This is a genomic window from Nonomuraea sp. NPDC049378 (genome assembly GCF_055586745.1).
Genome location: NZ_JBVJHP010000017.1, coordinates 2,660 through 26,788, shown reverse-complemented (window position 1 = coordinate 26,788; position 24,129 = coordinate 2,660). Strand labels below are relative to the sequence as shown.

The 24,129-nt window shown below is 72.5% G+C and carries 25 protein-coding genes; 5 read left to right on the top strand and 20 right to left on the bottom strand.

Annotation, left to right across the window (positions count from 1 at the left end):
• Nucleotide 1: 1 nt before the first annotated feature.
• From alc to ACZ6SA_RS32915, 4 genes are all read right to left on the bottom strand, one after another.
• Nucleotides 2–961 carry an allantoicase gene (gene alc / locus ACZ6SA_RS32930; RefSeq protein ID WP_465832605.1) on the bottom strand — a complete coding sequence of 320 codons (960 nt, stop codon included), beginning with the start codon at nt 959–961 and terminating at the stop codon, nt 2–4.
• A complete protein-coding gene (gene allB, locus ACZ6SA_RS32925; RefSeq protein WP_465832603.1) occupies nt 962–2,272 on the bottom strand; it encodes an allantoinase AllB in 1,311 nt (436 codons plus the stop codon).
• Complete coding sequence (locus ACZ6SA_RS32920; protein ID WP_465832601.1) at nt 2,269–3,498, bottom strand: glycerate kinase; 1,230 nt, start codon at nt 3,496–3,498, stop codon at nt 2,269–2,271. The genes allB and ACZ6SA_RS32920 overlap by 4 nt, the downstream gene beginning before the upstream one ends.
• Nucleotides 3,499–3,645: 147 nt before the next feature.
• Nucleotides 3,646–3,858, bottom strand: a complete 213-nt coding sequence (locus tag ACZ6SA_RS32915) for an EF-hand domain-containing protein (RefSeq protein WP_465832599.1) — start codon at nt 3,856–3,858, stop codon at nt 3,646–3,648.
• 77 nt (nt 3,859–3,935) lie between these two features.
• Between ACZ6SA_RS32915 and ACZ6SA_RS32910 the strand changes: the two genes are divergently transcribed.
• Nucleotides 3,936–4,457, top strand: a complete 522-nt coding sequence (locus ACZ6SA_RS32910; RefSeq protein ID WP_465832597.1) for a GNAT family N-acetyltransferase — start codon at nt 3,936–3,938, stop codon at nt 4,455–4,457.
• Here the strand turns inward: ACZ6SA_RS32910 and ACZ6SA_RS32905 are convergent.
• The 7 genes from ACZ6SA_RS32905 to ACZ6SA_RS32875 form a co-directional block, all read right to left on the bottom strand.
• Nucleotides 4,447–5,871, bottom strand: coding sequence for an 8-oxoguanine deaminase (locus ACZ6SA_RS32905; protein WP_465832595.1), 1,425 nt, complete (start codon nt 5,869–5,871; stop codon nt 4,447–4,449). The genes ACZ6SA_RS32910 and ACZ6SA_RS32905 overlap by 11 nt on opposite strands.
• Nucleotides 5,868–6,338 (bottom strand): (2Fe-2S)-binding protein, encoded by a 471-nt coding sequence (locus ACZ6SA_RS32900; RefSeq protein ID WP_347642675.1) that lies wholly within the window; start codon nt 6,336–6,338, stop codon nt 5,868–5,870. The genes ACZ6SA_RS32905 and ACZ6SA_RS32900 overlap by 4 nt, the downstream gene beginning before the upstream one ends.
• Nucleotides 6,338–7,198: an FAD binding domain-containing protein gene (locus ACZ6SA_RS32895; protein ID WP_347642674.1), complete on the bottom strand. Its 861-nt coding sequence runs from the start codon at nt 7,196–7,198 to the stop codon at nt 6,338–6,340. The genes ACZ6SA_RS32900 and ACZ6SA_RS32895 overlap by 1 nt, the downstream gene beginning before the upstream one ends.
• 6 nt (nt 7,199–7,204) lie before the next feature.
• The gene (gene pucL, locus ACZ6SA_RS32890) at nt 7,205–8,065 is read right to left on the bottom strand and encodes a factor-independent urate hydroxylase (RefSeq protein WP_465832592.1); all 861 of its coding nucleotides are present in this window, start codon (nt 8,063–8,065) and stop codon (nt 7,205–7,207) included.
• Nucleotides 8,066–8,365 (bottom strand): hydroxyisourate hydrolase, encoded by a 300-nt coding sequence (uraH, locus tag ACZ6SA_RS32885; protein ID WP_465832590.1) that lies wholly within the window; start codon nt 8,363–8,365, stop codon nt 8,066–8,068. It abuts the gene before it with no gap.
• Nucleotides 8,362–8,871 (bottom strand): 2-oxo-4-hydroxy-4-carboxy-5-ureidoimidazoline decarboxylase, encoded by a 510-nt coding sequence (gene uraD, locus ACZ6SA_RS32880; protein WP_465832588.1) that lies wholly within the window; start codon nt 8,869–8,871, stop codon nt 8,362–8,364. The genes uraH and uraD overlap by 4 nt, the downstream gene beginning before the upstream one ends.
• 108 nt (nt 8,872–8,979) lie before the next feature.
• Nucleotides 8,980–9,921 carry an NADP-dependent oxidoreductase gene (locus tag ACZ6SA_RS32875; RefSeq protein ID WP_465832586.1) on the bottom strand — a complete coding sequence of 314 codons (942 nt, stop codon included), beginning with the start codon at nt 9,919–9,921 and terminating at the stop codon, nt 8,980–8,982.
• A 246-nt stretch (nt 9,922–10,167) separates the two neighbouring features.
• On the opposite strand from ACZ6SA_RS32875, the gene ACZ6SA_RS32870 reads away from it, so the two are divergent.
• Complete coding sequence (locus ACZ6SA_RS32870; protein ID WP_347642669.1) at nt 10,168–11,007, top strand: deoxyribonuclease IV; 840 nt, start codon at nt 10,168–10,170, stop codon at nt 11,005–11,007.
• 416 nt (nt 11,008–11,423) lie between these two features.
• On the opposite strand, the gene ACZ6SA_RS32865 is transcribed toward ACZ6SA_RS32870, so the two are convergent.
• The 5 genes from ACZ6SA_RS32865 to ACZ6SA_RS32845 form a co-directional block, all read right to left on the bottom strand.
• Nucleotides 11,424–12,917: a sodium:solute symporter family transporter gene (locus ACZ6SA_RS32865; RefSeq protein ID WP_465832584.1), complete on the bottom strand. Its 1,494-nt coding sequence runs from the start codon at nt 12,915–12,917 to the stop codon at nt 11,424–11,426.
• The gene (locus ACZ6SA_RS32860) at nt 12,914–13,213 is read right to left on the bottom strand and encodes a hypothetical protein (RefSeq protein ID WP_347642667.1); all 300 of its coding nucleotides are present in this window, start codon (nt 13,211–13,213) and stop codon (nt 12,914–12,916) included. Before ACZ6SA_RS32860 ends, ACZ6SA_RS32865 begins: the two co-directional genes overlap by 4 nt.
• A 22-nt stretch (nt 13,214–13,235) precedes the next feature.
• On the bottom strand, nt 13,236–13,976 hold the full coding sequence (locus tag ACZ6SA_RS32855) for a LytR/AlgR family response regulator transcription factor (protein WP_465832582.1): 741 nt from the start codon (nt 13,974–13,976) through the stop codon (nt 13,236–13,238).
• Between the two features lie 69 nt (nt 13,977–14,045).
• Nucleotides 14,046–15,209 (bottom strand): sensor histidine kinase, encoded by a 1,164-nt coding sequence (locus ACZ6SA_RS32850; RefSeq protein WP_465832580.1) that lies wholly within the window; start codon nt 15,207–15,209, stop codon nt 14,046–14,048.
• A 65-nt stretch (nt 15,210–15,274) separates the two neighbouring features.
• On the bottom strand, nt 15,275–15,871 hold the full coding sequence (locus tag ACZ6SA_RS32845; protein WP_347642664.1) for a molybdopterin-dependent oxidoreductase: 597 nt from the start codon (nt 15,869–15,871) through the stop codon (nt 15,275–15,277).
• A 238-nt stretch (nt 15,872–16,109) separates the two neighbouring features.
• Here ACZ6SA_RS32845 and aroF point away from each other — a divergent pair, with 238 nt between their 5' ends.
• A complete protein-coding gene (gene aroF, locus ACZ6SA_RS32840) occupies nt 16,110–17,141 on the top strand; it encodes a 3-deoxy-7-phosphoheptulonate synthase (RefSeq protein WP_443151811.1) in 1,032 nt (343 codons plus the stop codon).
• 121 nt (nt 17,142–17,262) lie between these two features.
• On the opposite strand, the gene thiI is transcribed toward aroF, so the two are convergent.
• From thiI to macS, 3 genes are all read right to left on the bottom strand, one after another.
• Nucleotides 17,263–18,459 (bottom strand): tRNA uracil 4-sulfurtransferase ThiI, encoded by a 1,197-nt coding sequence (gene thiI / locus ACZ6SA_RS32835; protein WP_347642662.1) that lies wholly within the window; start codon nt 18,457–18,459, stop codon nt 17,263–17,265.
• 61 nt (nt 18,460–18,520) lie between these two features.
• On the bottom strand, nt 18,521–19,162 hold the full coding sequence (locus ACZ6SA_RS32830) for a response regulator (protein WP_465832577.1): 642 nt from the start codon (nt 19,160–19,162) through the stop codon (nt 18,521–18,523).
• Between the two features lie 80 nt (nt 19,163–19,242).
• Nucleotides 19,243–20,349, bottom strand: coding sequence for a MacS family sensor histidine kinase (gene macS / locus ACZ6SA_RS32825; protein WP_465832575.1), 1,107 nt, complete (start codon nt 20,347–20,349; stop codon nt 19,243–19,245).
• A gap of 113 nt (nt 20,350–20,462) precedes the next feature.
• Between macS and ACZ6SA_RS32820 the strand changes: the two genes are divergently transcribed.
• Both ACZ6SA_RS32820 and ACZ6SA_RS32815 read left to right on the top strand, forming a co-directional pair.
• On the top strand, nt 20,463–21,476 hold the full coding sequence (locus tag ACZ6SA_RS32820) for an MHYT domain-containing protein (protein WP_465832573.1): 1,014 nt from the start codon (nt 20,463–20,465) through the stop codon (nt 21,474–21,476).
• Between the two features lie 60 nt (nt 21,477–21,536).
• Nucleotides 21,537–22,352 carry an MHYT domain-containing protein gene (locus ACZ6SA_RS32815; RefSeq protein ID WP_347642658.1) on the top strand — a complete coding sequence of 272 codons (816 nt, stop codon included), beginning with the start codon at nt 21,537–21,539 and terminating at the stop codon, nt 22,350–22,352.
• A gap of 137 nt (nt 22,353–22,489) precedes the next feature.
• Here the strand turns inward: ACZ6SA_RS32815 and ACZ6SA_RS32810 are convergent, their stop codons facing one another.
• Nucleotides 22,490–23,515, bottom strand: coding sequence for a 6-phosphofructokinase (locus ACZ6SA_RS32810; protein WP_132514396.1), 1,026 nt, complete (start codon nt 23,513–23,515; stop codon nt 22,490–22,492).
• Nucleotides 23,516–24,129 lie beyond the last annotated feature (614 nt).

Here is a 24,129-nt window from a genome sequence, read left to right as displayed (position 1 = left end):
GTCAGGACAGGTGGCCGAGGAGGCGGATCCTGGCCAGACCGCCGTCCGGGTGGATGTCGACCCTGACGTGGGTGACCGGGCCGGGGTGGTGGAGCCGGAAGCGGTGCGGGGTGTCGGGCTGGAGCCTGGTCCTGGGCAGCAGCTCGACCTCGCGCTCCCCGTCGATCCCGGTGAGCGCGACCGCGCCGGGCGCGTTGAACAGCAGGTTCGTGGTGTCGATCTCGGCCAGCTTGACGACGCCGCGGCCGGCCAGCCGGATCACCAGCCAGTCGTTGCCCTCGTCCCGGCGGCGCGCGGTCTCCCAGCCCTCCGCCTGGTGGCGGGCCAGGCCGGGGGCGATGACGTTGTTGGGGGCGGAGTAGAAGTCGTCGGAGCAGGCGGTGACCAGGCCGCCGTTCGCCAGGGCGGCCAGGTCGAGGCCGAGGCCGTCGTAGGCGGACAGGTCGGGGCGGGCTTCGCCGTGCACGCGCAGGCGGGCGACGCCCCCGTCGGGGTGGATGTTCAGGCGGACGTGCGTGTAGCGGGTCTCGCCGGCGACCTGGAAGTGGTGTTCGGCGTCGCCCTTCAGCGCGGCCTTCGGCACGATCTCCGTCCATGGGGCGGCCAGCAGCTCGTCCGGGGACGGATGGCCGTGGACGGCGGCGGCCTCTACCGAGGCGTACGGCGGGTAGTTGCCCTTGAACCAGGCGGTGTCGATCACCACGGCGCGGATGACGCCCGGGACGCCCAGGCGGACGAGGGCCCAGTCGTGGCCGGGCTCGCGCCTGCGCCGGGTCTCCCACCCGTCGTAGACCTGCCCCTTGTTGCCGAAGGTCCCGGCCTGGAAGCCCGGACGGCCCGGCCTGATCAGGCTCTCCTTCTCGGCGAACGACTCGTCGCTCGCCGCGACCACGGAGCCGCCGAGGGCGCGCCCAGCCAGATCGGGCAGGTTCAGGCCGGGCTGCGCGTCGGAGTGTGACATCTAGTGCTCTCCCAGCAGAAGCCGTCCGCAGGGCTCGCCGTCCACCGGCCTGCCGCGCAGCCAGGTGGTCAGGACGGCTCCCCTGAGGGTGCGGCCGTGGTAGGGGGTGACGGGGTGCCTGTGGTGCAGGAGTGCGGCGTCGACCGGGCCGGCGGCGGCCGGGTCGAAGGCCACCAGGTCGGCATCATTGCCCGGCTTGATGCTCCCTTTTCCCGATATTTCAGCCATTGCGGCGGGGTTGGCGGACATCCAGCGGACCACATCCGCAAGCCCGAACCCCCTGCGGGACGCCTCCGTCCACACCGCGCGCAGCCCGAGCTGGAGCGAGGCGATGCCGCCCCAGGCGGCGGCGAAGTCGGGCGCCTTCAGCTCGGCGGGCGACGGCGAGTGGTCGGACACGACACAGCTCAGGACACCCCTCCTCAGGCCGTCCCACAGCAGGTCGCGGTTGGCCCCCGAGCGGATCGGCGGGCAGCACTTGTACGCGGTGCCCCCCTCGGGCACCTGGTCGGCGGCCAGCGTCAGGTAGTGCGGGCAGGTCTCCGCCGTGACGGCCGCTCCGCGGGCCCGGGCCTCCTCCAGGACGTCCAGGCAGGCGGCGCTGGAGACGTGCAGGATGTGCACCCTGGCCCCGGTCTCCCCGGCCAGCCGGACGACCTGCTCGACGGCGCTGCGCTCCGCCCTGTCCGGCCGCGAGTCCAGGAACTCGCGGTACGTCGGGCCGGACGGCTCGCCGAGCAACGCCGGATCCTCGGCGTGCACCACCATCACCCCGCCGAACCCGGCGACCTCCTTCAGAGCCTGCCGTGCCTCGGAGACGCCGAGCGGCGGGAACTCCTCCACGCCCGACGGCGACATGAAGCACTTGAAGCCGTGCACCCCGCGCTCGCGCAGCGGCGCCAGGTCCTTGACGTTGCCCGGCACGGCCCCGCCCCAGAACCCGACGTCCACCCGGCACTGGCCGGCGGCGGCACGCAGCTTGGCCTCGAAGGCCCCGACGTTCACGGTGGGCGGGAGCGAGTTGAGCGGCATGTCCAGGATCGTGGTGACGCCGCCGGCGGCGGCCGCCCGGGTCGCCGAGGCGAACCCCTCCCAGTGGGCGCGTCCCGGCTCGTTGACGTGCACGTGCGTGTCGACCAGGCCGGGGAGCAGGGCCAGGTCGCGCAGGTCGATGTCCTCGGCGGCGTCGAGCGGTGCCGCGTGGTCGTACAGGGCGACGATCTTCTCCCCGCGCACGGCCACCGCGGCCGCCCGCTCGCCCTCGGGGGTGACGGTCCTGCGGGATCGCACGACGAGGTCGAACCCGGTCATCCGGCGCCTCCCTGGAGATGGTCGGCGGCGAGCCGGGCGGCGAGGCGTTCGAGCAGCGGGCCCGCCTCGGTCATGCAGCGGTCCTCGTCGGGCTCCAGGTCGGTCAGGGCGTAGGCGGCCTCGATGCCCGCCGCCTTCAGCTCGGCGTCGGAGAGGGTACGGCGGCCGCAGACGGCGACGACGGGAACGCCCGCCCTGGCCGCGGCCTGGGCCACGCCGACCGGCGCCTTGCCGCGCAGCGACTGCTCGTCCAGGGACCCCTCGCCCGTGATCACCAGCCGCGCGTTCTCCGCCAGCTCGCCGAACCCGAGCAGGCCGAGCAGGTAGTCGATGCCGGGCCGCAGCTCCGCGTGCAGGAACGCCAGCGCCGCGAACCCCACCCCGCCGGCCGCGCCCGCCCCCGGCGCTCCGGCCACTCCCATGGCCCGGGGGGTGTCGTCATGCTCGTGCTCATGGTCGCGCCCGCTTCGCTCCTCGTTGGCTCGTTCCTCGCTCTCTCGTCCCGAGCTCCTGCGCTCGACGGCGCCCACCAGCCCATGGGTGGCGGTCGCCACCGCCGCCAGCCGGGACAGGGAGCCCTCCAGGATCTTGACGTCGTCGGGGGTCGCGCCCTTCTGCGGCCCGTAGACGGCGGCGGCGCCGTGGGGGCCGAGGAGCGGGTTGTCCACGTCGCTCGCCACCACGAACTCCACGCCCGACACGTCGAGGAAACCGGACATGTCGATGCGGGCGAGCTCCTTGAGCGCGGCCCCGCCCCGGGGGAGCTCGTCGCCGCCGGCGTCGAGCAGGCGCGCGCCGAGGGCCTGCACCATGCCCGCTCCCCCGTCGGTGCACGCGCTGCCGCCCAGCCCCAGGACCACCCGCTTGGCGCCGCGGCGTACGGCGTCGGCGACCAGTTCGCCCGTGCCGTAGCTGGTGGCGGTCAGGGGCTCGCGCCCGCCGGGCAGCCGGCGCAGCCCGGACGCCTCCGCCAGCTCGACCACGGCCGTGCCGGCCGCCTGCCAGGCGTACGAGGCGGGGATCCGCTCGCCCGTGGGGCCGGTCACCTCGATCGTGACCCGCGTGAAGCCGCCGGCCACGGCGGCGTCGACGGTGCCGTCGCCCCCGTCGGCGACCGGCAGCTCCACCGTGGGGACGCCGAGCCCGGCCGACACCCGGGAGGCCACCTCCGCCGCCGTCAGCGACCCCTTGAACTTGTCCGGAGCGACCAGAACAGGCTGAACCACAACGAACTCCCGCATGATGGTGAACAATGTCCTGACGCGCCTTCCTGCCCGGTGCGAGCGGGCAGGAGGGCGTGACTCATCATCATCACATCCCGGGCCGTTCATCCCCTACGCTGCCCGGGCGATCGGCGGGGGCGTGCCGGACCGCTAAGAGACCGCTCTGATGAACTCCTCCAGGCTGTAACGGCCGTCCTGGTCGAGGTCGGCCTCCTGGCTCATCGCCCCGAGGGCCTCGGGCGGCAGGTCGGGGAAGTGCAGCCTGAGCTCGGACTCGCTGATGTAGCCGTCGCCGTCGGTGTCGATCGACGCGAAGGTGCTCTTGAGCCGGGCCAGCCGCTCGTCTGATAGCTCCGCCGCCACGGGACCGCCTTCCGGATGCTCGTTCGTGCGGGTGCTCGTTGTCCGGATGTCCCCCACACCCTAGTCATCATTGACCTATGACAACCGGATGGAACCCCGTTTACCGGCGAGCGGAGAAGGGCCGGGAGGATCAGGTCCTGGCGGTGCTGGACGAGTGCGCCGCCTGGCTCGCCGCGCTGGGGGTGCGGCAGTGGCCGGACAGGTTCGAGCGGGCGTGGATCGAGCCGGCCGTCGCGCGGGGCGAGACCTGGCTGGTCCACGTCGGGGACGAGGTGGCCGCCACCGTCACGCTGGACTGGTCCGACAACCTGTGGGACGACGACGGGACGGCCGGATACGTGCACCGCATGGCCGTACGCCGGTGGGCGGCCGGGCTGGGCGCGCACGTGCTGGGATGGGCGGCGGACACGACACGCGGGCAGGGGCGCGACCGGCTGCGGCTGGACTGCGCGGCCTCGAACCGGCGGCTGCGCGGCTATTACGAGTCCGCCGGATTCGCGCACCGCGGGGACGTCGCCGTCGGCGGCGCGCCGGGGCAGCGCGACCCGGACGGCCCGGTCACCCTCGTGAGCCGCTACGAGCTGCCGCTCACGCCGTGAAGCCTTCGTGGACGTGCCTCGCCGGGCGCACGCCGCGCTCCTCCGCCAGCCGCACCAGCCGCCGGCGGGCGGCGGCGCCCGCGCGCCCTGCCGCGTCCTGGGAGACGGTCGTCAGCTCGCCGCCGGCCACCACGGTGCGCCCGCCGACCAGCACCAGGGCCGGCGGCGGCGTGGGCCCGAAGACCAGCGCGCACACCGGGTCGGCGACGGCGGCGGCGAAGGGCCCGACCGGCCACAGGACGACGTCGGCCAGCTTGCCCGGCTCGAGCGAGCCGAGCTCGTCCGCGCGGCCCAGGTTGCGGGCGCCGCCCAGGGTGGCCAGCTCCAGGGCCTGCCGGGCCGTGAGCGCCCCGGGACCGTATCGGGCCCGCTGGAACAGCAGCGCCTGCCGCATCTCCCCGGCCAGCGGGGTGAGCTCGGAGGAGGCGCTGCCGTCCACGCCGAGGCCCACGTTCATGCCGCGGCGCAACATCTCGGACACGCGGGCGATGCCCGCCCCGAGCCGGCCGTTGGAGGAGGGGCAGTGGGCGGAGCCGGTGCCGGTGGCGGCGAGCTTGCCGATGTCGGCGTCGCTCAGGTGCACGGTGTGCGCGAACCACACGTCGGGCCCGAGCCAGCCCAGCTTCTCCATGTAGTCGACGGGCCGCGTCCCGAACTGCTCCAGGCAGTGCTCGTCCTCGTCGAGGGTCTCGGCGATGTGGGTGTGCAGGCGAACGCCCTTGGACCTGGCCAGCGCCGCCGACTCCGTCATCAGCTCGGCACTGGCCGAGAACGGCGAGCACGGCCCCACCGCGACCCGCACCATCGAGGAGAACGACGGGTCGTGGTGGGCGTCGACGGCCTCGGCCGTGGCGGTCAGGACCTCGTCGAGCTCCTCGACCACGACGTCCGGCGGCAGCCCGCCCTTCGACTCTCCCATGTCCATGGAGCCGCGCGCCGGGTGGAACCTGAGGCCGATCTCGCGAGCGGCCTCGATGCCCGCCGCGAACAGGTCGCCTCTCCCCTTGGGGAAGAGGTAGTGGTGGTCGCTGGAGGTGGTGCAGCCCGACAGCGCCAGCCAGCCCAGGCCGGCGGCGGCGGCCCCCTTGACCACCTCGGCGTCCATGGCGGCCCACACCGGATAGAGCGCGACCAGCCACTCGAACAGCGTGGCGTCCTGCGCGAGCCCTTGCGAGGCCCACTGGTAGAGATGGTGGTGGGTGTTGACCAGGCCGGGCGTGGCCAGGCAGCCGGAGCCGTCGATCCGGGTCGTCCCCGGGGCGGCGGGCGCGGGCCCGGGACCCACCGCGGCGATGCGATCCCCCTCGATCCTGATGTATCCGGAGGGGATCTCGGGGCCGGTGACCGGCGCGACATGCACGTTCTCGATCACGATGACGGGTTCGGACGTCGAGCCGGTGCGCGGGTCGTTCACGTGGCCGCCTTCCGCCGCGCGGCCAGCCGTACCGCCTCGAGGATCTTCTCGTAGCCCGTGCACCGGCAGAGGTTGCCCGCCAGCGCCTCCCTGATCTCCGCGTCCGACGGCCGCTCGACGCGCGCGATCAGGTCGTGCGCCTGCACGATCAACCCCGGCGTGCAGAAGCCGCACTGCACCGCGCCGCACTCCGCGAACGCCTCCTGCACCGGGTCGAGCCGGTCCCCCTCGGCCAGCCCCTCGACGGTGCGCACCCGCCGCCCCTCGGCCTGACCGGCGGCGACCAGGCACGAGCAGACCGGCACGCCGTCGAGATAGACCGTGCACGAGCCGCACTCGCCCTGCTCGCAGGCGTTCTTGGAGCCGGGCAGGCCGAGCCGCTCGCGCAGCACGTACAGCAGGCTCTCTCCCTCCCACACGTTGTCGGCGCTCTCCTCGCGGCCGTTGACGGTGAAGGTGACGCGCATCAGGCGGCCCTCCTTCCCAGATGGTCGTTCCAGGCCCACGTGAGCGTGCGGCGGGCCATCACCCCGATGGCGTGCACGCGGTAGGCGGCGGTGCCGCGGACGTCGTCGATCGGCGCGGCCGCGGCCGCGCACAGCTCGCCGAACCTCCTGAGCAGCGCCGGGTCGAGCGGCGCCTGCCAGTCGAGCTCCCGCGCCAGCAGTTCCTCGGCCTCGTACGCCCGCCGCGGCGTGGGCGCCGCCGACCCGAGCCCCGTGCCGACCCGCCGCTCCTCGGGGCGCAGCGCGACCGCGAACGAGCACACCGCGATCACCATGGCGTTGCGGGTGCCGACCTTGGAGAAGTACTGGGGCCCCGTGGCCGGCCTGACGTGCACGGCCCTGATGAGCTCGTCCGGTTCGAGCGCGCTGCGCTTGACCCCGAGGTAGAACGCGGTGGCGGGGATCATCCTGACCCCCCGGTCCCGCGACTCCACCTCGACCACCGCGTCGGCGGCGAGCAGCGGCGGATGGCTGTCACCCGCGGGTGAGGCCGCGCCGAGGTTGCCGCCGACGGATCCGCGGTTGCGGATCTGCGGCGAGCCGACCGTGCGCGAGGCCTGCGCGAGCCCCGGCAGCGGCCCGCCCAGCTCCTCGATGATCGTCGTGTACGGCACCCCCGCCCCGACCCGGCAGGCGCCGCCCTCCATGCCCCACGCGCGCAACTCGGCCACCTGGCCGAGGTCGAGCAGCGCGGCGGGCCTGCGCACGTCGAAGTTGAGCTCGACCATCACGTCGGTGCCGCCCTGGATGGGCACCGCGTCGGGCCGGTCCGCCTTGGCGGCCAGCGCCTCCTCCCACGTCGTGGGGCGCAAGAAGTCCATCGATGTCTACTCCCAGGCGAATCCGGCGTCGGGCGCGTCCTCACGCAGCACACTGCCCTCGATCAGGCCGTACGGGCGGTCGGCGGCGAAGAAGACCTCGTTGTCGTTGTCCAGGCCGAAGGGCGACAGGTCGACGGCGAAGTGGTGCTTGTTCGGCAGGGCCAGCCTGACCTCGCAGATCTCCTCGCAGGCGGTCAGCGCCCGCTCGCCCATGGCGTACAGGGTCTGCTGGAGCGAGCGGCTGTGCGTGTCCGCGAACGCCTCGACCAGGCATCGCCGCACCCGCTCGTACGACGAGTCGTAGGAGGGGGTGTCACCGGCGTGCCGCCACCGTGCCTCGACGGCTGTGGCGAGGACCCGGTCGGTGGCGGGCGGCAGCGTGGTGTACTCGTCGGCGATGTAGCCGTGGAACTCCGACCCCGTCGAGTTGAGCAGCACCAGGTCCTTGAGCCCGGACACCACGGTGGCGCGGCCGTCGCGGTCGCGGTGGACGACGCAGGTGCGCACCTCGCCGCCCGCGCGCGCGAACGAGTGCGGGCCCTCGCGGCGCCAGGCGTACTCCTCGATCTCCACCCTGGCGTGGTGGATCGAGGGTTGCGACCCGGCGAAGTGGCCGGCCAGCAGGAGGGCGAACTCCTCGATCTGGCCGACGCCGTGTTTCCTCGCGAACGCGTACACGGTGTTCTTCTGCGTGTCGGTCGGCAGCACGGCGGCGTTGTCGCCGGTCAGGTGGACGGCCTCCATGTCGCCCGACAGGGACGTGCTGACGTTGACGTCCTTGACGTGGTGCACGGGGCCGTCCTTGACGACGTGGACGAGCCGCGTCTCCGCCTTGCCGTAGCGGTTGGGCCCGAGCTTGACGGCCATCTAACTCCCTCGGTAGGTGGAGTAGGCGTACGGGCTGAGCAGCAGGGGCACGTGGTGGTGCCGGCCGGGATCGGTCACGGTGAAGGTGACGACGACCTCGGGATAGAACGTCTCGGGCAGGTAGCCGCCGGTGTCGAAGACGACGCGGTGCACCCCGGTTCCCGGCTTCCAGCCCTTGATCCGGCCGTCGGCGTCGGTCCGCCCCTCGGCCAGGACGCTTCCGTCGTGCTCCAGCCGCACGCGGACGCCCTCGGCGGGCAGCCCGGTGACCGCGTTCAGCACGTGCGTGGAGAAGCTCATCTCCCCTCCTCGATGAGCTTGCGCAGCCGCACCCGCGTGATCGCGGCCAGCTCGGCGCGTACGACGTCGCGCTCGGTCTCCTCGTCGTTGCGCAGCCGGGACGTGAGCTTGGCCAGCAACTCCGCGCCGTCGAGGCCGGTGGCGCAGACGAGGTAGACGTGCCCGAAACGCTCCTCGTAGGCCCGGTTGCCCTCCGCCAGGGCCGCGCGCGACGCGTCGCCGACCCCTGACTGCTCCTGCCGCGACCAGGCCGCCTCCGTGCCGGTGCCGGCCGCCCGCTCGCCGATCCTCGGGTGCGCGCCCAGCGCCTCCAGCACGCCGGACCACGCAAGTTCCCGAACGGCCGCGTCCGCGGCGGCGAGCAGCTCGCCGAGCCCGCGGTACGGTCGCAGGCCCGCGACCTTCACGGCGAAGGCGCGGCAGGCGCAGCAGGCGAGCAGGTCGCGCTCGGCCGCGTCGGGCGGCCGTGCGTTGAAGGCGTCGAGCGCGGTGAGCGTGTCGGGCATGTCTGAAGTACACACATGCGCTACGTGCCCGGTCCATCCGCGAGAACTCCGAACCGGCCGCCCCGATGGCCGGGACTTTTGTGTCATGCTCCAAGTCCCGGGCCAGGGTCAGATCGTGATCACGGTCTTGCCCCTGGCGTGGCCTGCGGCGATGTCGCGCAGCACGGCCGGCGCCCGCTCCAGCGGCACCAGCGACTCGACCCGCACGCGCAGCTCGCCGCCGTCGATCAGCTCGGCCAGGCTCGTCAGGACCTCCGGGGTGACCCGGTTGATCACGTTGACGCCGCGCAGCCCTCTCGCGGCCAGGGCGTCAGGGTCGAGCGCGTGGATGACGCTGCAGATCACGCCGCCCGGGCGCAGCACGCCCGCCATGGCGTCGACGGCGCCGGCCGGGGTGGCCAGGTCGAACACCGCGTCGATCCCGCCGGGCCAGGCGGCGAGCACCTGTCCTGGCACGTCTCCCTTGGTGTGGTCGACCGTCTCGTTGGCGCCCAGGTCGCTCATGAGGTCCTCCGCGTCCGGCGCGGCGGTGGCGATGACGTACGCGCGGCGCAGGGCGGCGAGCTGGGTGGCCGCCTGGCCCACACCGCCCGTCGCCCCGACGATCAGCACGGTCCGGCCCTCGGCCAGTTCAGCCGTCTCGACCAGGGCGTACGCGGTCGCGCTCGCGGTGGGCACGGCCGCGGCCTGCTCGGGCAGCAGGCCCTTGGGCATGCGGGCGACGGGCCCGTCCTGGGCCACCACGCCGTACTCGGCGTAGCCGCCGAGGCCGCGGGCGGGGTCGCTGAAGCGGCCGTAGACCTCGTCACCGGGCCCGTACGCGGTGACCTCGGCCCCGACGGCCTCCACGACGCCGGCGGCGTCCTGCCCCATGATGAGCGGGAACCTGGGCGACAATCCGGTCATGGCGCCGCTCGCGATCTTCGTGTCGACCGGGTTGTAGGCCGCGGCCCGCAGGCGGACCAGCAGCTCGCCGGGTCCTGGCACGGGCTCTGGCAGCTCGACGAGCTCCGGCCGGGCTCCGAAGGCGGAAATGGCGATGGCACGCATGGGCTCTCCCCGTCTGGCCTGCGTTGGCGAACGAAAGAGGCGTTACCCGCCCGCGTGCCCGCCAAAGGGGACAGGCCGGCCTCTTGGAGCAACCTTTGTGCGGGCCACCTCACCCGGCCGCCTCACCGCGTCACCCCACCGGGTCACCTCACCGGGTCATACGGGGCCGTCTCACGGGCCTGCTGACCAGACCGGCGCGGTGGCGTACGGGAAGTGTCCGCCACTGCGCCTACACTGTCGGTCATCATGACCCTGAAATCCCTGATCGGCGGACACGTGTCCGTGACGGGCGGCCTCGCGACGGGCGGCCTGAAATACATGGCGGAGATCGGCGCCGAGATGATCCAGGTGTTCGTCACCAACCCGCGAGGGTGGGCGCTCACCGAGGGCAAGCCCGAGCAGGACGCCCGGCTGGCGGAGTCGGGCGTCGACGCGTTCATCCACGTGCCCTATCTCGCCAACTTCGGCTCGCCCAGTCCCGAGACGCTGGCCAACTCCATCGCGATCGTGCGCCACACGCTGCGCCGCGGCGTGGCGACCGGCGCCAAGGGGGTCGTGGTGCACACGGGTTCGGCCGTGACGCAGCCCCGCGACGACGCGCTGCGCCAGACCCGCGAAAACCTGCTGCCGCTGCTCGACGAGATCCCCGACGGCGGGCCCGGCCTGCTGCTCGAGCCGATGGCGGGCCAGGGCGCCATGCTGTGCGCCACGGTCCAGGACATCGAGCCCTACCTCGCGGCCCTCGACTGGCATCCGCGGGCCGGCATCTGCCTCGACACCTGCCACGCCTTCGCCGCCGGTCACGACCTGGCGGCCGAGGGCGGGGTGCGGGAGACGTTCGACGCCCTGCACACGATCGCTCCCGGGCGGCTCAAGCTGATCCACGCCAACGACTCGAAGGACGCCTGCGGCGCCAAGAAGGACCGCCACGAGAACATCGGGGCCGGCCTCATCGGCGCGCGGCCGTTCGCCGAGCTGATGCGGCACCCGGCGGTGGCGGGCGTGCCGATCTGCATCGAGACGCCGGGCAAGGCGCCCAAGCACGCCGAGGACATCGCCCTGCTCAAGCGGCTCCGCGACGGCTGAGCGCGTACGCGTCGACGCGGGCATGGAGCGCCCGCCGTGCGCGGTCGCGCGACCACCGGTGGCAGCCGGACACAACCGTAACGGGGCCACCGAACATGATGAGGGACGCCCGCTCGCGTGATCCGGAGCCCCCGTGGCCCGGATCGCGGGGCCGGTTCTCGCGGCCTCAGCGGGCGCCCCCTCACGGAACGGCGTGGCGGGCCCTACCCCCCGGTCAGGGCCCGGCCGCCGCGGCGACCTGCGCGGTCGCCGGTGAATCCGGCGCATCAGATCTGCTGTGAGCCTTGCGGCTCGTCCCCCCCAACGCGCCGGGGTGGCTATCCGATGCCGAAACACTACGGTCGCGATCATGCGGGCGAAACCCCGTTTACGGACAGCTCGTCGAACGGTCTGTAGTCATCGCCATACGGAGAGTGCTAATGCGACGAGCGGTCACCGGGCTGCGATGAGCGGCAGTCTGGGGGGCCCGCACCCGGCTCGGGCACGTGCATCCTGGCCATCATCCACCCCACCCCGCTCGGCACCCGGCCCGGCGTGACCAGGGACATCATGACCATGGCCGCGAACGCCACCGGCACCGCGACCAGCGCGGGATAGGACGCCGGCTCCCCCACGCGCACGCCTGCCTGCTCGCTGAGCACGAGCGCGGCGGTCACGCCCCCTCCCAGGGCGAACCCCGCCGCCACCCCCGCGTCCGTCAGCCGCCGCCACCAGATGCCGAGCACCAGCATCGGGCAGAACGTGGCTGCGGAGAGCGTGAAGCCGACCACCACCAGCGCCACCGATTCCCGCGGGGTGCTGGCCGCGGTCAGGGCGAGCGCCGCCAGCAGCACCGCGGTCACGGCGGCGCGGAAGGAACGGGCGCCCGCCGGCGGCACGCATGACGACACCGCGCCCCCGACGGCCACCAGCACGCCCACCATGGTCGCGAGGAGCGCCGCGAACGCCCCGGCCGCCAGCACCCCGGTGAGCACCTCTCCGGCGGCCCCGGGCAACATCCTGGCGGGCAGCAGGAGCACGATCTCGTCCGCCGCCGCGTCGCGCGCGTGCCGGTGCCCCAGCGCCCCGTACAACGGCGGGACGACGCCGAACACCGCCAGCATCACCTGGGCCGCCACGATCGACCGCCTGGCCGCGCGGGCGTCCCTGTTGGTGTAGACGCGGACGATCACGTGCGGCAGCCCCATCGTGCCCAGCGCGCACGCCAGCAGCACCGCCAGCACCCCGGGCAGCGACGGGTCGCCGGCCCCCGCCAGCCCGGCCACCCCGGCCCGGTAGGAGCCCTCGAACAGGGCGATCGGCCGCGCGCCCGACATCCACCAGCAGATGACCCCCACGCCCAGGAAGACGACCAGCTTCAGCCAGAACTGCGAGGCCTGCAGGCTCGTCACGCTCCCCAGGCCGCCCGCGACCGCCACGCCCAGCGTCGCCGCCCCGACGGCCGCCCAGCCCAGCCACGGCGGCAGCCCGGTCAGCAGCCGCACCACGATCCCTGCGGCGTGCAGCTGGGCGACCATGAACGCCAGCCCGATGACCAGGAGGAAACAGGTGGTGAACGGGCGCAGCCGGGCCGAGCGGAGCCGCCATCCGGCGAAGTCGGGCAGCGTGTACGTCCCCGAGCGGCGCAGCGGCGCCACGACCAGCGCCAGGATGACGACGAACCCGGCGGCGGCCCCGACCGGATACCACAACATCGGCCCGCCGTGGGTGGCGATGAGCCCCGCGGTGCCGAGACAGGCCGCCGCCGAGGTGACCTCGGAGGAGATCGCGGCACCGTTCCACCAGGGCGGCACCTCCCTGGCCGCCACGTGGAAGTCGGCCAGGCCGCTGGAGCGGCGCGGCCGCGCGGCGCCCACCATCACGCCCAGTACGACGACGAAGGCGATCCCGGTGAGCACCGCGACGGTCATTTCTCCAGCCGCTCCGCCCGTCTCAGCTGCACCACGGCCAGCCCCACCCAGGCGGCCTGGGCGGCCAGCGAGAGCGCCACCCAGACCTCCGGGGCGGGCACCCACATGGCGATGACGGGAACGCCCGCCAGCACCGCGGCGACGGCGGCCACCGTCAGCATGGCCTGCCGTAACTGGCGCCCCACGATGGCCGGCACGTCGGGCGGGACCTGCCTGCCGTGCTCGTCGACGCGCCGCCGGCCGCGCCCGAGGGCGACCGGCCGTCGCGAGACGACGACACGGCGCTCCGCCGTCACCGGACCACTCCTCCGCCGACCGTCACGAGATCACGCCCCTGTGCTGGCGTACGAGCTGTTCGCGGACCTGGCGGCTGTGCCGCCTGCTGACCTGCAGCGTCTCGGTGCCGACGGTGAGCGACACCCGCCCGCCCTCGAACCTGAGCTCGCTGACGTGCTTGGCCGACACCAGAGTGCTGCGGTGGATGCGGATGAACCCGGCCTCCGACCAGCGCCGTTCCAGCGCGGCCAGCGACATGCGCACGAGATAGCTGCCGTCGACGGTGTGCAGGCGCACGTAGTCGCCCTTGGCCTCGGCGAACCAGACGGCCTGCTGGGGCACGAAGCGGGTGCGCCCGCCCAGCTCGACGGGGATCACGTCGTCCTGGCCCGGCTCGGCGGCGGGCGAGGTGGCGGCCTCCAGCCTGCGCACGGCCTCGGCCAGCCGCTCGGCCCTGACCGGCTTCAGCAGGTAGTCGACCGCCTCCAGCTCGAACGCCTGCACCGCGCACTCCTCGTGGGCCGTCACGAAGACCAGCCGGGGCGGGCTGGGGAAGCCGCCGACGAGCCGGGCGAGGTCGAGCCCGTCGAGCCCGGGCATCCGGATGTCGAGGAAGACGCCGTCGAGCCGCTCGCCCGCGCCGATCATCTGCACCATGTCCTGCAGCGCGGCGACGCCGTCGGCCGCGGTCGTGACCTGCTCGATCCGGGCGTCCTGGCGCAACAAGTAGGCGAGCTCCTCCAGAGCCGGCACTTCGTCGTCGACGGCCAGAACTCTCAGCATGTCCACCACGCTGCCGTAGAAAAGCAGAGGCCACAAGGGGTAAGCCAGCTTAGCGTAATGAATTGACTACTATGAGCCAAGTTGTGTCTTCGGTACGCGCAACCGCACCTTGGTGCCGGCGCCCAGCGCGGTCTCCACGACGAGCCCGTAGCCGTCGCCGTAGATCTGGCGCATCCTGAGGTCCACGTTCGCCAGCCCGATGCCGCCGCCCTCGCGGCCGGGTTCGTCGTCGAGCATGCGCCGCGCGCACTCGGGATCCATCCCCGCGCCGTCGTCCTCGACGGTGATGTGCGCCTCGGGGCCCGCGTCGCGCACCACGACCCGCACCTCCCCCGCGGCGCCGCCGTCGCCCCGCATGCCGTGCTTGATGGCGTTCTCCACCAGCGGCTGCAGGCACAGGAACGGCACGGGCACCGGCAGCACCTCCGGAGCCACCTGCACGGTGAAGCGCAGCTTGTCGCCGAAGCGGGCGCGCTCCAGCAGCAGGTAGCGGTCGACGCAGGTCAGCTCGTCGGCGAGGGTGGTGAAGTCGTTGGCCCTGCGCAGGGCGTAGCGGGCGAAGTCGGCGAAGTCGAGCAGGAGCTCGCGGGCGCGCCTGGGGTTCGTCCGGACGAACGAGGCGATCGTGGTGAGCGCGTTGTAGATGAAGTGCGGCGAGATCTGGGCGCGCAGCGCGCGCATCTCGGCCTCCAGCGCGCGCTGCCGCGAGGCGTCCAGGTCGGCCAGCTCCAGCTGGCCGGAGACCCAGCGGCCGACCTCGGTGACGGTGCGCACGAGCGCGGCGCTGACCTCGTCGTCGTGGGCAGCCAGCGTGCCCACGACCGCGCCGTCCACGGTCAGCGGCACCACCACCGCCGCGTACGGCTCGCCGGGGAACACCTGGGCCCGGCCGGCGGCCAGCGTGGCGCGGGCGTGGGCGAGCACGTCCCCTTCGCGCGGCCCTTCGCGCGGCCCGTCCGCCGGGCCGTCCCAGGCCAGCACCGCCTCGGCCGAGGTGATCGCGACGGCGTGGGTGCCGAGCAGCGTGCGCAGGTGCCGGACGGCCTTGCGGGCGGAGTCGCGGCCGAGCCCCGCGCGCAGGGCGGGGGCGGCGAGCGCGGCGATGTGCAACGTGGTGAACGTCGCCTCGTCCGACCTGCGGCCCTGCGGCAGCGCGTCACGGCACGGCCGCGTCCTGGCCAGCCCGTAACCGGCGGCGAAGGCCAGCAGGAACAGCGCCACGCCAGTCAGCATGCGGGCCACCGTAGCCAACAACGCGCCGTGTCCGGGGCGAAACCCGCAGTGAGACCGCTCTCGCGCTACGGCGGGCCCTCGCCGGGTTCTTCCTGGTAGGAGTAGCGCTGTTCGCGCCAGGGGTCGGCGAGGTTGTGGTAGCCGCGCTCCTCCCAGAAGCCCCGGCGATCCTCGAGGAGATATTCGATGCCGCGCACCCATTTGACGCTCTTCCACGCGTAGAGGTGGGGCACCACGATCCGCACCGGGTGGCCGCGGTCAGGGCTGAGCGGTTTCTCGTCGAGCTCCATGGCGAACAGCGTGCCGGGGGCGGTGAAGTCGGACATCCGCAGGTTGGCGCTGTAGCCGTACTCGGCCCAGATCATCACGTGGCGCACCCCGGGGTCGGGCGGGAATGCGCCGATGATGGTGGCGGGGGCGACGCCGCGCCACTCGTTGGCCATGAGCGAGAACTTGGTGACGCAGTGGAAGTCGGCGAGCCGGGTCGTGCGGGGCAGCCGCTCGAACTCCTCCCAGGTGTAACAGTGCTCCTCGCCGGTGGCGGTGGCCCCGAACACGCGGAAGTCCCAGCTCTCGGGCTTGAACGTGGGGACCCTGCCGTAGTGGATCACGGGTCTGCCGCGCGGGACGTACTGGCCTGGAGGCAGGCGCGACTCCTCCACGATCACTCCCCTCACCGGTCTCGCGTCTTGGGCCATCCTGCCATCGGGCCGCCGATGGCACGCGGCCGGGTGCGGTGCGCTACGATTGGGGTCTATGCGCACAGCGTTCTGGTTTTGGTATGGCGACGGACCCGAGTCCGTTCGCCATCTGACGCTGCGCTAGCAGACAGGCGAACGAAAGGCCCCGGGTCCACGTGGACCCGGGGCCTTTCGTGTTTTCAGGCAGAAGGAGAAGCAGATGGTGATCGTGATGGGCCCGGAGGCCACGCCGGACGATCTCACGTCGATCGTGTCGGTCGTCGAGGCGGCCGGGGTGGAGGCTTTCATCAGCAAGGGCGTGCGCCGCACCATCGTCGGCCTGGTCGGCGACGTCACCCAGCTCGACGCGGCCGGCCTGCGCGGCATGCCGGGGGTGCGCGACGTGATGCGCGTGACCACGCCGTACAAGCTGGTCAGCAGGGAGAACCATCCGGAACGCTCCACGGTCCACGTGGGCGGCGTGCCGATCGGCCCCGACACCGTGACGCTGATCGCGGGGCCGTGCGCGGTGGAGACGCGCCAGCAGACGCTGGACGCGGCCAGGATGGCGCAGTCGGCGGGAGCGGTGCTGCTGCGGGGCGGGGCGTTCAAGCCGCGCACGTCGCCGTACGCGTTCCAGGGGCTGGGCGAGGCCGGCCTGCGCATCCTGGCCGACGTGCGCGAGGAGACCGGGCTGCCGATCGTGACGGAGGTCGTGGACGCCCAGGACGTCGAGCTGGTGGCGTCGTACGCCGACATGTTGCAGGTCGGCACCCGCAACGCGCAGAACTTCGCGCTGCTGCGGGCGGTCGGCGCGGCCGGGCGGCCGGTGATGCTCAAGCGCGGCATGAACGCCACGATCGAGGAGTGGCTGATGGCCGCCGAGTACATCGCGCAGCGCGGCAACCTGGACATCGTGCTGTGCGAGCGGGGCATCAGGACGTTCGAGACGGCGACGCGCAACACGCTCGACGTCTCCGCGGTCCCGGTGGCGCAGCGGCTGTCGCACCTGCCGGTGATCATCGACCCGTCGCACTCCGGCGGCCGGCGTGACCTGGTGTTGCCGCTGACCCGCGCGGCCATCGCGGTGGGCGCCGACGGCGTGATCATCGACGTGCACCCGCAGCCCGAGCAGGCGCTCTGCGACGGCCCGCAGGCGCTCGTCGACACCGACCTGGGTGAGCTGGCCCAGGTCATGACGGACTTCCCCGCGCTGCTCGGCAAGTCGACCGCGGCCGCGGTCGCCGCCTGACCCGCCCCTTCATCCTCTGCCCGGGCTCCTGTCGTTCGCCGTCCCGGTCGTCCCGGTGACGACCGCCCTGATCCGCCCGCCGGCCGAGGGGTGGATCAGGGCGCCGGCCGTGCGGGACCGCCTAGAGCGTGTACTCCTGGATCGAGTCGGCCAGTTGCACGCACAGCTCCTCGGCGTCGAGCCGCTTCTCGATCTGCTTCAGGTCGTCGATCTTGGCCCGCGTCTCGGCGCGCTTGGGCGCCAGCAGGGAGCAGCAGTCCTCGTCGGGCAGCTCCGAGATCTCCAGCGTGCCGATGCGCCGGGCCTCGGCCATGATCTCGGTCTTGTCCCAGCCCACCAGCGGCCGCAGGATCGGCAGCTCGACCGCGTTGTCCTGAGCCGTGATGTTGGTCAGGGTCTGCGAAGAGACCTGCCCGAGCGCGTCACCGGTGATCAGCGCGGCGGCGCGGATGCGGTGGGCGACCTCTTCGGCCGTCTTGAGCATGAGCCGCCGCTGGGCGATCACGGCCAGGCGGTCCTGGCCGGAGGTGCGGATCGACTGCTGCGCCTTGCCGAACGGCACCACCCACAACCGCGAGCCGCCCTGGAACCTGTCGAGCTTCCGCACCAGCGCGTACGCCTTGTAGATCGACTCGGAGGTGGTGAACGGGATGCCCGAGAAGTGCAGGAAGTCGACGTGCAGGCCGCGCCGCATCATCCGGTAGGCCGCCACCGGCGAGTCGATGCCGCCCGACATCAGCACCAGCGCCCGCCCGCTGCTGCCGACCGGCAGGCCGCCCTGGCCGGGGATGCCGTCGGTGAAGACGAACACCTCGTCCCTGTCGACCTCGATGAACACCGTCAGCTCGGGGTTCTTCAGGTCGACGGGCAGGCGGTATTCGTCGTTGATCGCGCCGCCCACCATGCGGTCGAGTTCGTTGGAGCGCAGCGGGAAACGTTTGTCGCGGCGGCGCGAGCGGACCGCGAAGCGGGCGCCGCGCTTGGCTTCCTCGCTCTCCCCGACGAGCTCGAGACCGGCCTTCAGCACCGTTTCCGGGTCTTTCTCGACCCGCCAGGCCCGGTGGATCCACACCAGCCCCGGCACGTCGGCGACCCGCTCGGCCACGGCTCCGGCCTGCTCCGCGGTGGCGCCCTGGGGGAGGAAGATCGCGATCACGCCGTGCCGTCTGCGCACGTCGACCTTGATCCCGAGCGGCTGGAGCGCGTCGCGGATGTTACCGATCAGGCGGCGTTCGAACAGCTCGCGGTTCTTGCCCTTGAGGACGATCTCGCCCAGCTTGAGCAGCACGCACGGCTCGCCCAGGGCAGACATCGTCATGGTGGAACCTCCGGGAAATGGGGAAAAGGCGTGTTGGTGCCAACGTCGCGCGCCCCCGAGTTTAGTCCGCGTCGAGGCCCTGCTCGATCGCATATCGCACCAGCTCCACCCTGTTGTGCAGCTGGAGCTTGCCGAGGGTGTTCTGGACGTGGTTCTGCACGGTGCGGTGCGAGACCACCAGCCGCTCGGCGATCTGTTTGTACGACAACCCCTTGGCGACCAGCCGGAGCACCTGCGTCTCGCGCTCGGTGAGGCGCGGGCCCTCGGCGGGCGCGGGCTGCGCGGCCAGCCGCCGGTATTCGCCCAGCAGGAGCCCGGCCAGCCCGGGGGTGAACACGGCGTCGCCCTCGGCTGTCCTGCGTACGGCGTCGAGGAACTCCTCCCGGCTCGCCGATTTCACCAAATATCCGGACGCGCCCGCCTTGATCGCCTCCAGCACGTCCTCCTGCTCGGCGCTGGCCGACAACACCAGCACGCGCGGCGGCGCCTCCAGCCCGGACAACCCGGCGGCCACCTCGTGGCCCGGCATGTCGGGCAGCCGCAGATCGAGCACCACGAGGCCGGGCCGGACCGCGCCGGCCACCCTGACCGCCTGCCGCCCCTCACCCACGGTGGCCACGACGTCGTAGCCGGCCTCGGCCAGATCTCTCGAGATCCCGTCACGCCACATGGGATGGTCGTCCACCACCATGACCCGCACCATGCCCGCAACTCTAACGCCGGCCGCGCCCCGCGCCCCGGCCTCGGCGGAGCAGGGCCACGATCAGCGTCGCGGGGGCGGGGTCACGCGGGGAGGCTGATCTCGACCTCGGTGCCCTGCCCGGGGACGCTGACGATCGAGACGTCACCGCCCAGGTCGGCCACCCGGCCGCGGATGGAGCGGGCGACCCCCATGCGCCCCTCGGCCAGCGCCTCGTCCAGCCGCCCTTCCGGGATGCCCGGCCCGTCGTCCCGCACGCTGACCGTCACGGTGCCCTCGCCCGGCTCCGCCAGCACCCAGGCGCGCGCCGACGGCCCGCAGTGCGCCCTGACGTTGTCCAGGGCCGCCCCGACGGCGGCCACCGCCTGCTCCGCCACCGGCGCCGGCAGGACCAGCGGCGTGGCGGGGGTGGAGACCGTCACCTGGGACGAGGCGTGCCGCAGCAGGAGGGTGCGCAGGTCGGCGGAGCCCGGCTCGCCGGCCTCGCCGGGGCGGTCGGCGACGAGGCGGCGTAAGGCGGACTCCTGCTCACCGGCGAGGGGGCCGAGCTCGGCCGCCTCGCCGCCGAGCCGCTGCCCGCGCCGGTGCACCAGGGCGAGCACCTGGAGGACCGAGTCGTGGATGTCGCGGGCCAGGCGGTCGCGCTCGCGCTGGGCGGCCTCCATCTCGACGGCCCGCTGCATGCGCTCCTCGGCCTGCTTGGCGAGCCTGGCCACGTGGCCGACCACGACGCCCGACAGGAAGAGCAGGACCGCGCCGTTGATCAGGATGGGCACGTCGGGGGCGCGCACGCGCAGCCACAGGTCGCCCGCCGCCATGGCGAGCGCCGCCACCGCTCCCGCGCGCCGGCCGCCGTGCACGGCCCAGGCGAGCACGGGCCCGGCGACCCAGGTCGCGGGGACGGGCGTCGTGCCCGCCTCGCCCTGCTCGGCGCCCTGGACGTACGGCGAGGCCAGCAGGCAGGCCAGCACCACGAGCAGGTCGGTCACGAGCAACGGCCACCGGCGCAGCGCGGCGGCGGAGTAGGCGAGCGTCGTCCCCGCGGTCCAGAGCACCATCACGCCGATCACCAGCCAGCCGAGGACCGGCTGCTCGTAGCCGCGGTGCTGGGCCATCAGGACGATCGCGTACACCACGGACGCGACGCGGAAGACGGCGATCGCCCGCCAGAACGGCCCCTCGATAGCCATGAGCCTTTCTCATGTTTCCGACATAACAAGTTGACAGATAGTTGCAATATCCATGCGTAAGGGACATTCCCGATGACAGAATCCGGGGACCCCTAATGCAAGGAACGCGATAGATGACCGCTGTGAATCATTTCACCTATGGGCCGCTCACGCCGCTGCTGGCCTACGTGATGTCATGCATCGGGTCAATGCTCGGCCTGCGTCTCACCGCGCAGGCCCACGCTTCGCGCGGGGGTTCCAAGGTGCGGTGGCTGCTCGGCGCGGCCATCTCCATCGGCGGCACGGGCGTCTGGGTCATGCACTTCATCGGCATGATGGGCTTCCAGGTGGAGGGCACCCAGATCAAGTACGACGTGTGGCTCACCGCGGCCTCCGCGGCCGTCGCGATCATCGTCGTGGGCACCGGCCTGTTCCTCGTCTCCTACGGCCGCGGCCGCCTCCTGGCCCTGCTCGGCGGCGGCCTGCTGACGGGGCTCGGGGTGGCCTCCATGCACTACCTGGGCATGTACGCGATGAACATGTCCGCCCAGGTCTCCTACGACCGCGTCACCGTGGCGATCTCCGTGGTCATCGCCGTGGTGGCCGCGACGGCGGCGCTGTGGTTCACCCTCCGTGTCAGGAAGCCCATCTGGATCACCGGCGCCGCCCTGGTCATGGGCGTGGCCGTGTCCGGCATGCACTACACCGGCATGTACGCGATGCACGTCACGGTCGATTCGGAGCCCGGCGTGATCGCCGGCGCCGACGCGCTCGACTTCCTCGTGCCCCTCATGACCGTGATCAGCCTGATCACCCTGACCATGCTCCTCATGGTGATCCTCTCTCCGTCGGAGGAGGAACTGCACGAGGACGCGGAGCTCCTCGCCAAGCTGGAGCTGCGCCGGCGCACCGCGCAGCAACAGCAGCAGCTCGCCCATCCCTCGCCCGGTGTGGCGCCCGCGCCGATGCCGATGGCGGCTCCCACGCCCCAGGCTCCCTTCTCACAGGCTCCCTTCCCCCAGGGTTCCTATCCCCAGGCGCCCGCCCCGCAGGCCGATCCTTCGTCCATGCCGGCGCCCGGCGGCCAGGCCCAGGCTCCGCGCAGGCAGCCGTCGCGCAGGCAGCCGTCGCGCTCGCGCAGAAGGTAGTTGCGCGGCCGACGATCACCCGCCCATACTCCCTTATCAGTACGCGAGGGATGGGTGGGTATGTCGTCGGTCGATCATTTCTCCTTCGGGCTCGTGACGCCCGTCGCCGCCTACGCCGTCTCCAGCATGGGTTCGATGCTGGGCCTGCTCCTGACCTCGCGGGCCCGTGTGGTCGGCGGGCGCGCCGGCGCGTTCTGGCTGGTGGGAGCCGCCCTCGCCATCGGCGGCACGGGCATCTGGACGATGCACTTCATCGCCATGCTCGGCTTCTCCATCCCCGGCATGGCCATCCGCTACGACGTGCCGCTCACGGTCACCTCCGCGCTCATCGCGGTCGTGGTCGTGGGGGTGGGGCTGTTCCTCGCCGCGTACGGCGCCGATCGCCTGAGCTCCCTGCTCGGCGGCGGTCTGCTGACCGGAGCCGGCGTGGCGAGCATGCACTATCTCGGCATGGCCGCGATGAACATGTCAGCACATGTCTCCTATGACCCAGTGATCGTCTCGGTCTCGGTGCTGATCGCGATCGCGGCGGCCACGGCGGCGCTGTGGTTCACCGTACGGGTCAGCGGTGCGCTCAAGATCGGCGCCGCGGCGCTCGTCATGGGCGTGGCGGTCGCGGGCATGCACTACACCGGGATGTACTCCATGACGGTGACGCCGCACCACGAGGTGGGGGCTGTGCCCGGCGCCCAGGGCGTCGACTTCCTGCTGCCGCTGATCGTCGGCACCAGCGTGATCACCGTCGGCCTGCTGCTCGCGGCCCTGCTGTCGCCGTCGGAGAAGGAGCTGCGCAACGAGGCGGCCTACCGGGAACGGCTACGCGCGCACGACGAGGGCGCGCCGGAGATGGATCTCTCCGCCGCGCCCCGCCGATGATCTATGTCATGGGTACGGCCCGCGTCGCACAGGTGGGCCGCCAACTCGCTGCGGCGCAAGCCGTACCCCTTGGGGGGTTGTAGCGGTAACCCCGCTGACGCAGAAGCTACGGCCGCCCGCTTGCAGCCCGCTTACAGTCAGCCGAAGAACACCTCCGCCTCCGCGTAGCGCGAGACGGGCACGGTCTTCAGCTCGGCCGTGGCCTCGTCGAGCCCGACGCGGACGATGTCGGTGCCGCGCAGCGCGACCATCTTGCCGTAGTCACCCTCGTGGGCCGCGTCGATGGCCTGCAGCCCGAACCTGGTGGCCAGCACCCGGTCGTAGGCCGTCGGGGTGCCACCGCGCTGGATGTGACCGAGCACCGTCGTGCGGGCCTCCTTGCCGGTGCGCTTCTCGATCTCCTTGGCCAGCACCTCGCCGATGCCGCCCAGCCGGACGTGGCCGAACGCGTCGAGCTCGCCCGCCTGCAGCTCCATCTGGCCCTCGACGGGGTGGGCGCCCTCGGCGACGACGATGATCGGCGAGTAGCGGGTGCGGAACCGCGACTCCACGTATTCGCAGACCCGGTCGATGTCGAACGGCTTCTCCGGGATGAGGATGACGTTCGCGCCGCCGGCCATGCCCGCGTGCAGGGCGATCCAGCCGGCGTGCCGGCCCATGACCTCGCAGATGAGCGCCCTGTGGTGGGACTCGGCGGTGGTGTGCAGGCGGTCGATGGCCTCCGTCGCGATGTTGACGGCGGTGTCGAAGCCGAAGGTGTAGTCGGTGCCCGACAGGTCGTTGTCGATCGTCTTGGGCACGCCCACGACCTTGACGTCGCGGTCGTAGAGCTGCTTGGCGACGCCCAGGGTGTCCTCGCCGCCGATGGCGATCAGCGCGTCGACGCCGGTCGAGGCGAGGTTGTCCTTGATCCGGTCGACGCCGCCCTCGATCTTGATCGGGTTGGTGCGCGAGGAGCCGAGAATGGTCCCTCCGCGCGGCAGGATGCCGCGCACGGCCTGGATGTCGAGCGGCATCGTGTCGCCTTCGAGCGGGCCGCGCCAGCCGTCACGGAAGCCGACGAACTCGTGGCCGTACACGCTCACCCCCTTGCGGACCACTGCCCGGATCACGGCGTTCAGGCCGGGGCAGTCGCCGCCCCCGGTGAGCACTCCAATACGCATGGCGGGTTCCTCCCGATGGGGTTCACGTCCAGAATCATATGGTCAGAATCACATGTTCAGACCACGTTCAGACCGCATTCTGCCGGTCGGGCGGGCAGTGGTCTAGACCAAACGCCAGGTCCGCCGGCCCGAACTGACGACGATGCCATTCTGCCGGAGTCGCGGTGGCCGGCGCGCGCCCCGCGGCGCGCGGCGTACCGGTCCGCGTGTCCCGCCGCGACGGCGCCCGCACCTCGCGAAGGAGCGATCGAGGACCAGGCGAGGACGGACGCCCCTACCGTCTCACTGATTCGCGTGACGTGCGGATGCACCGGGGCGGCTGTGAGCGCTCCGGCGCAGCGCACCGTACGGCAGAGGAAGGAGCCGTCATGGACGAGACCGCCCAGATCGAGACCGACAGCCCGGTCGAGGAGAAGAAGAAGGTCACCCTTACGATCCGGCGCCTGGAGAGGATCGAGACCACCACCGAGCGATCCATGGACGCCTGATCTGTGACGGCCTGGGGGGGGGGGGGGGGGGGGGGGGGGCTCGCCGTTGCACCGACCAGGAGGAGAGAACGCGAACTCCCCAAAGCCAAAGAAGTCACCCGCCCCCCAGCACACCCGGCTACCCCA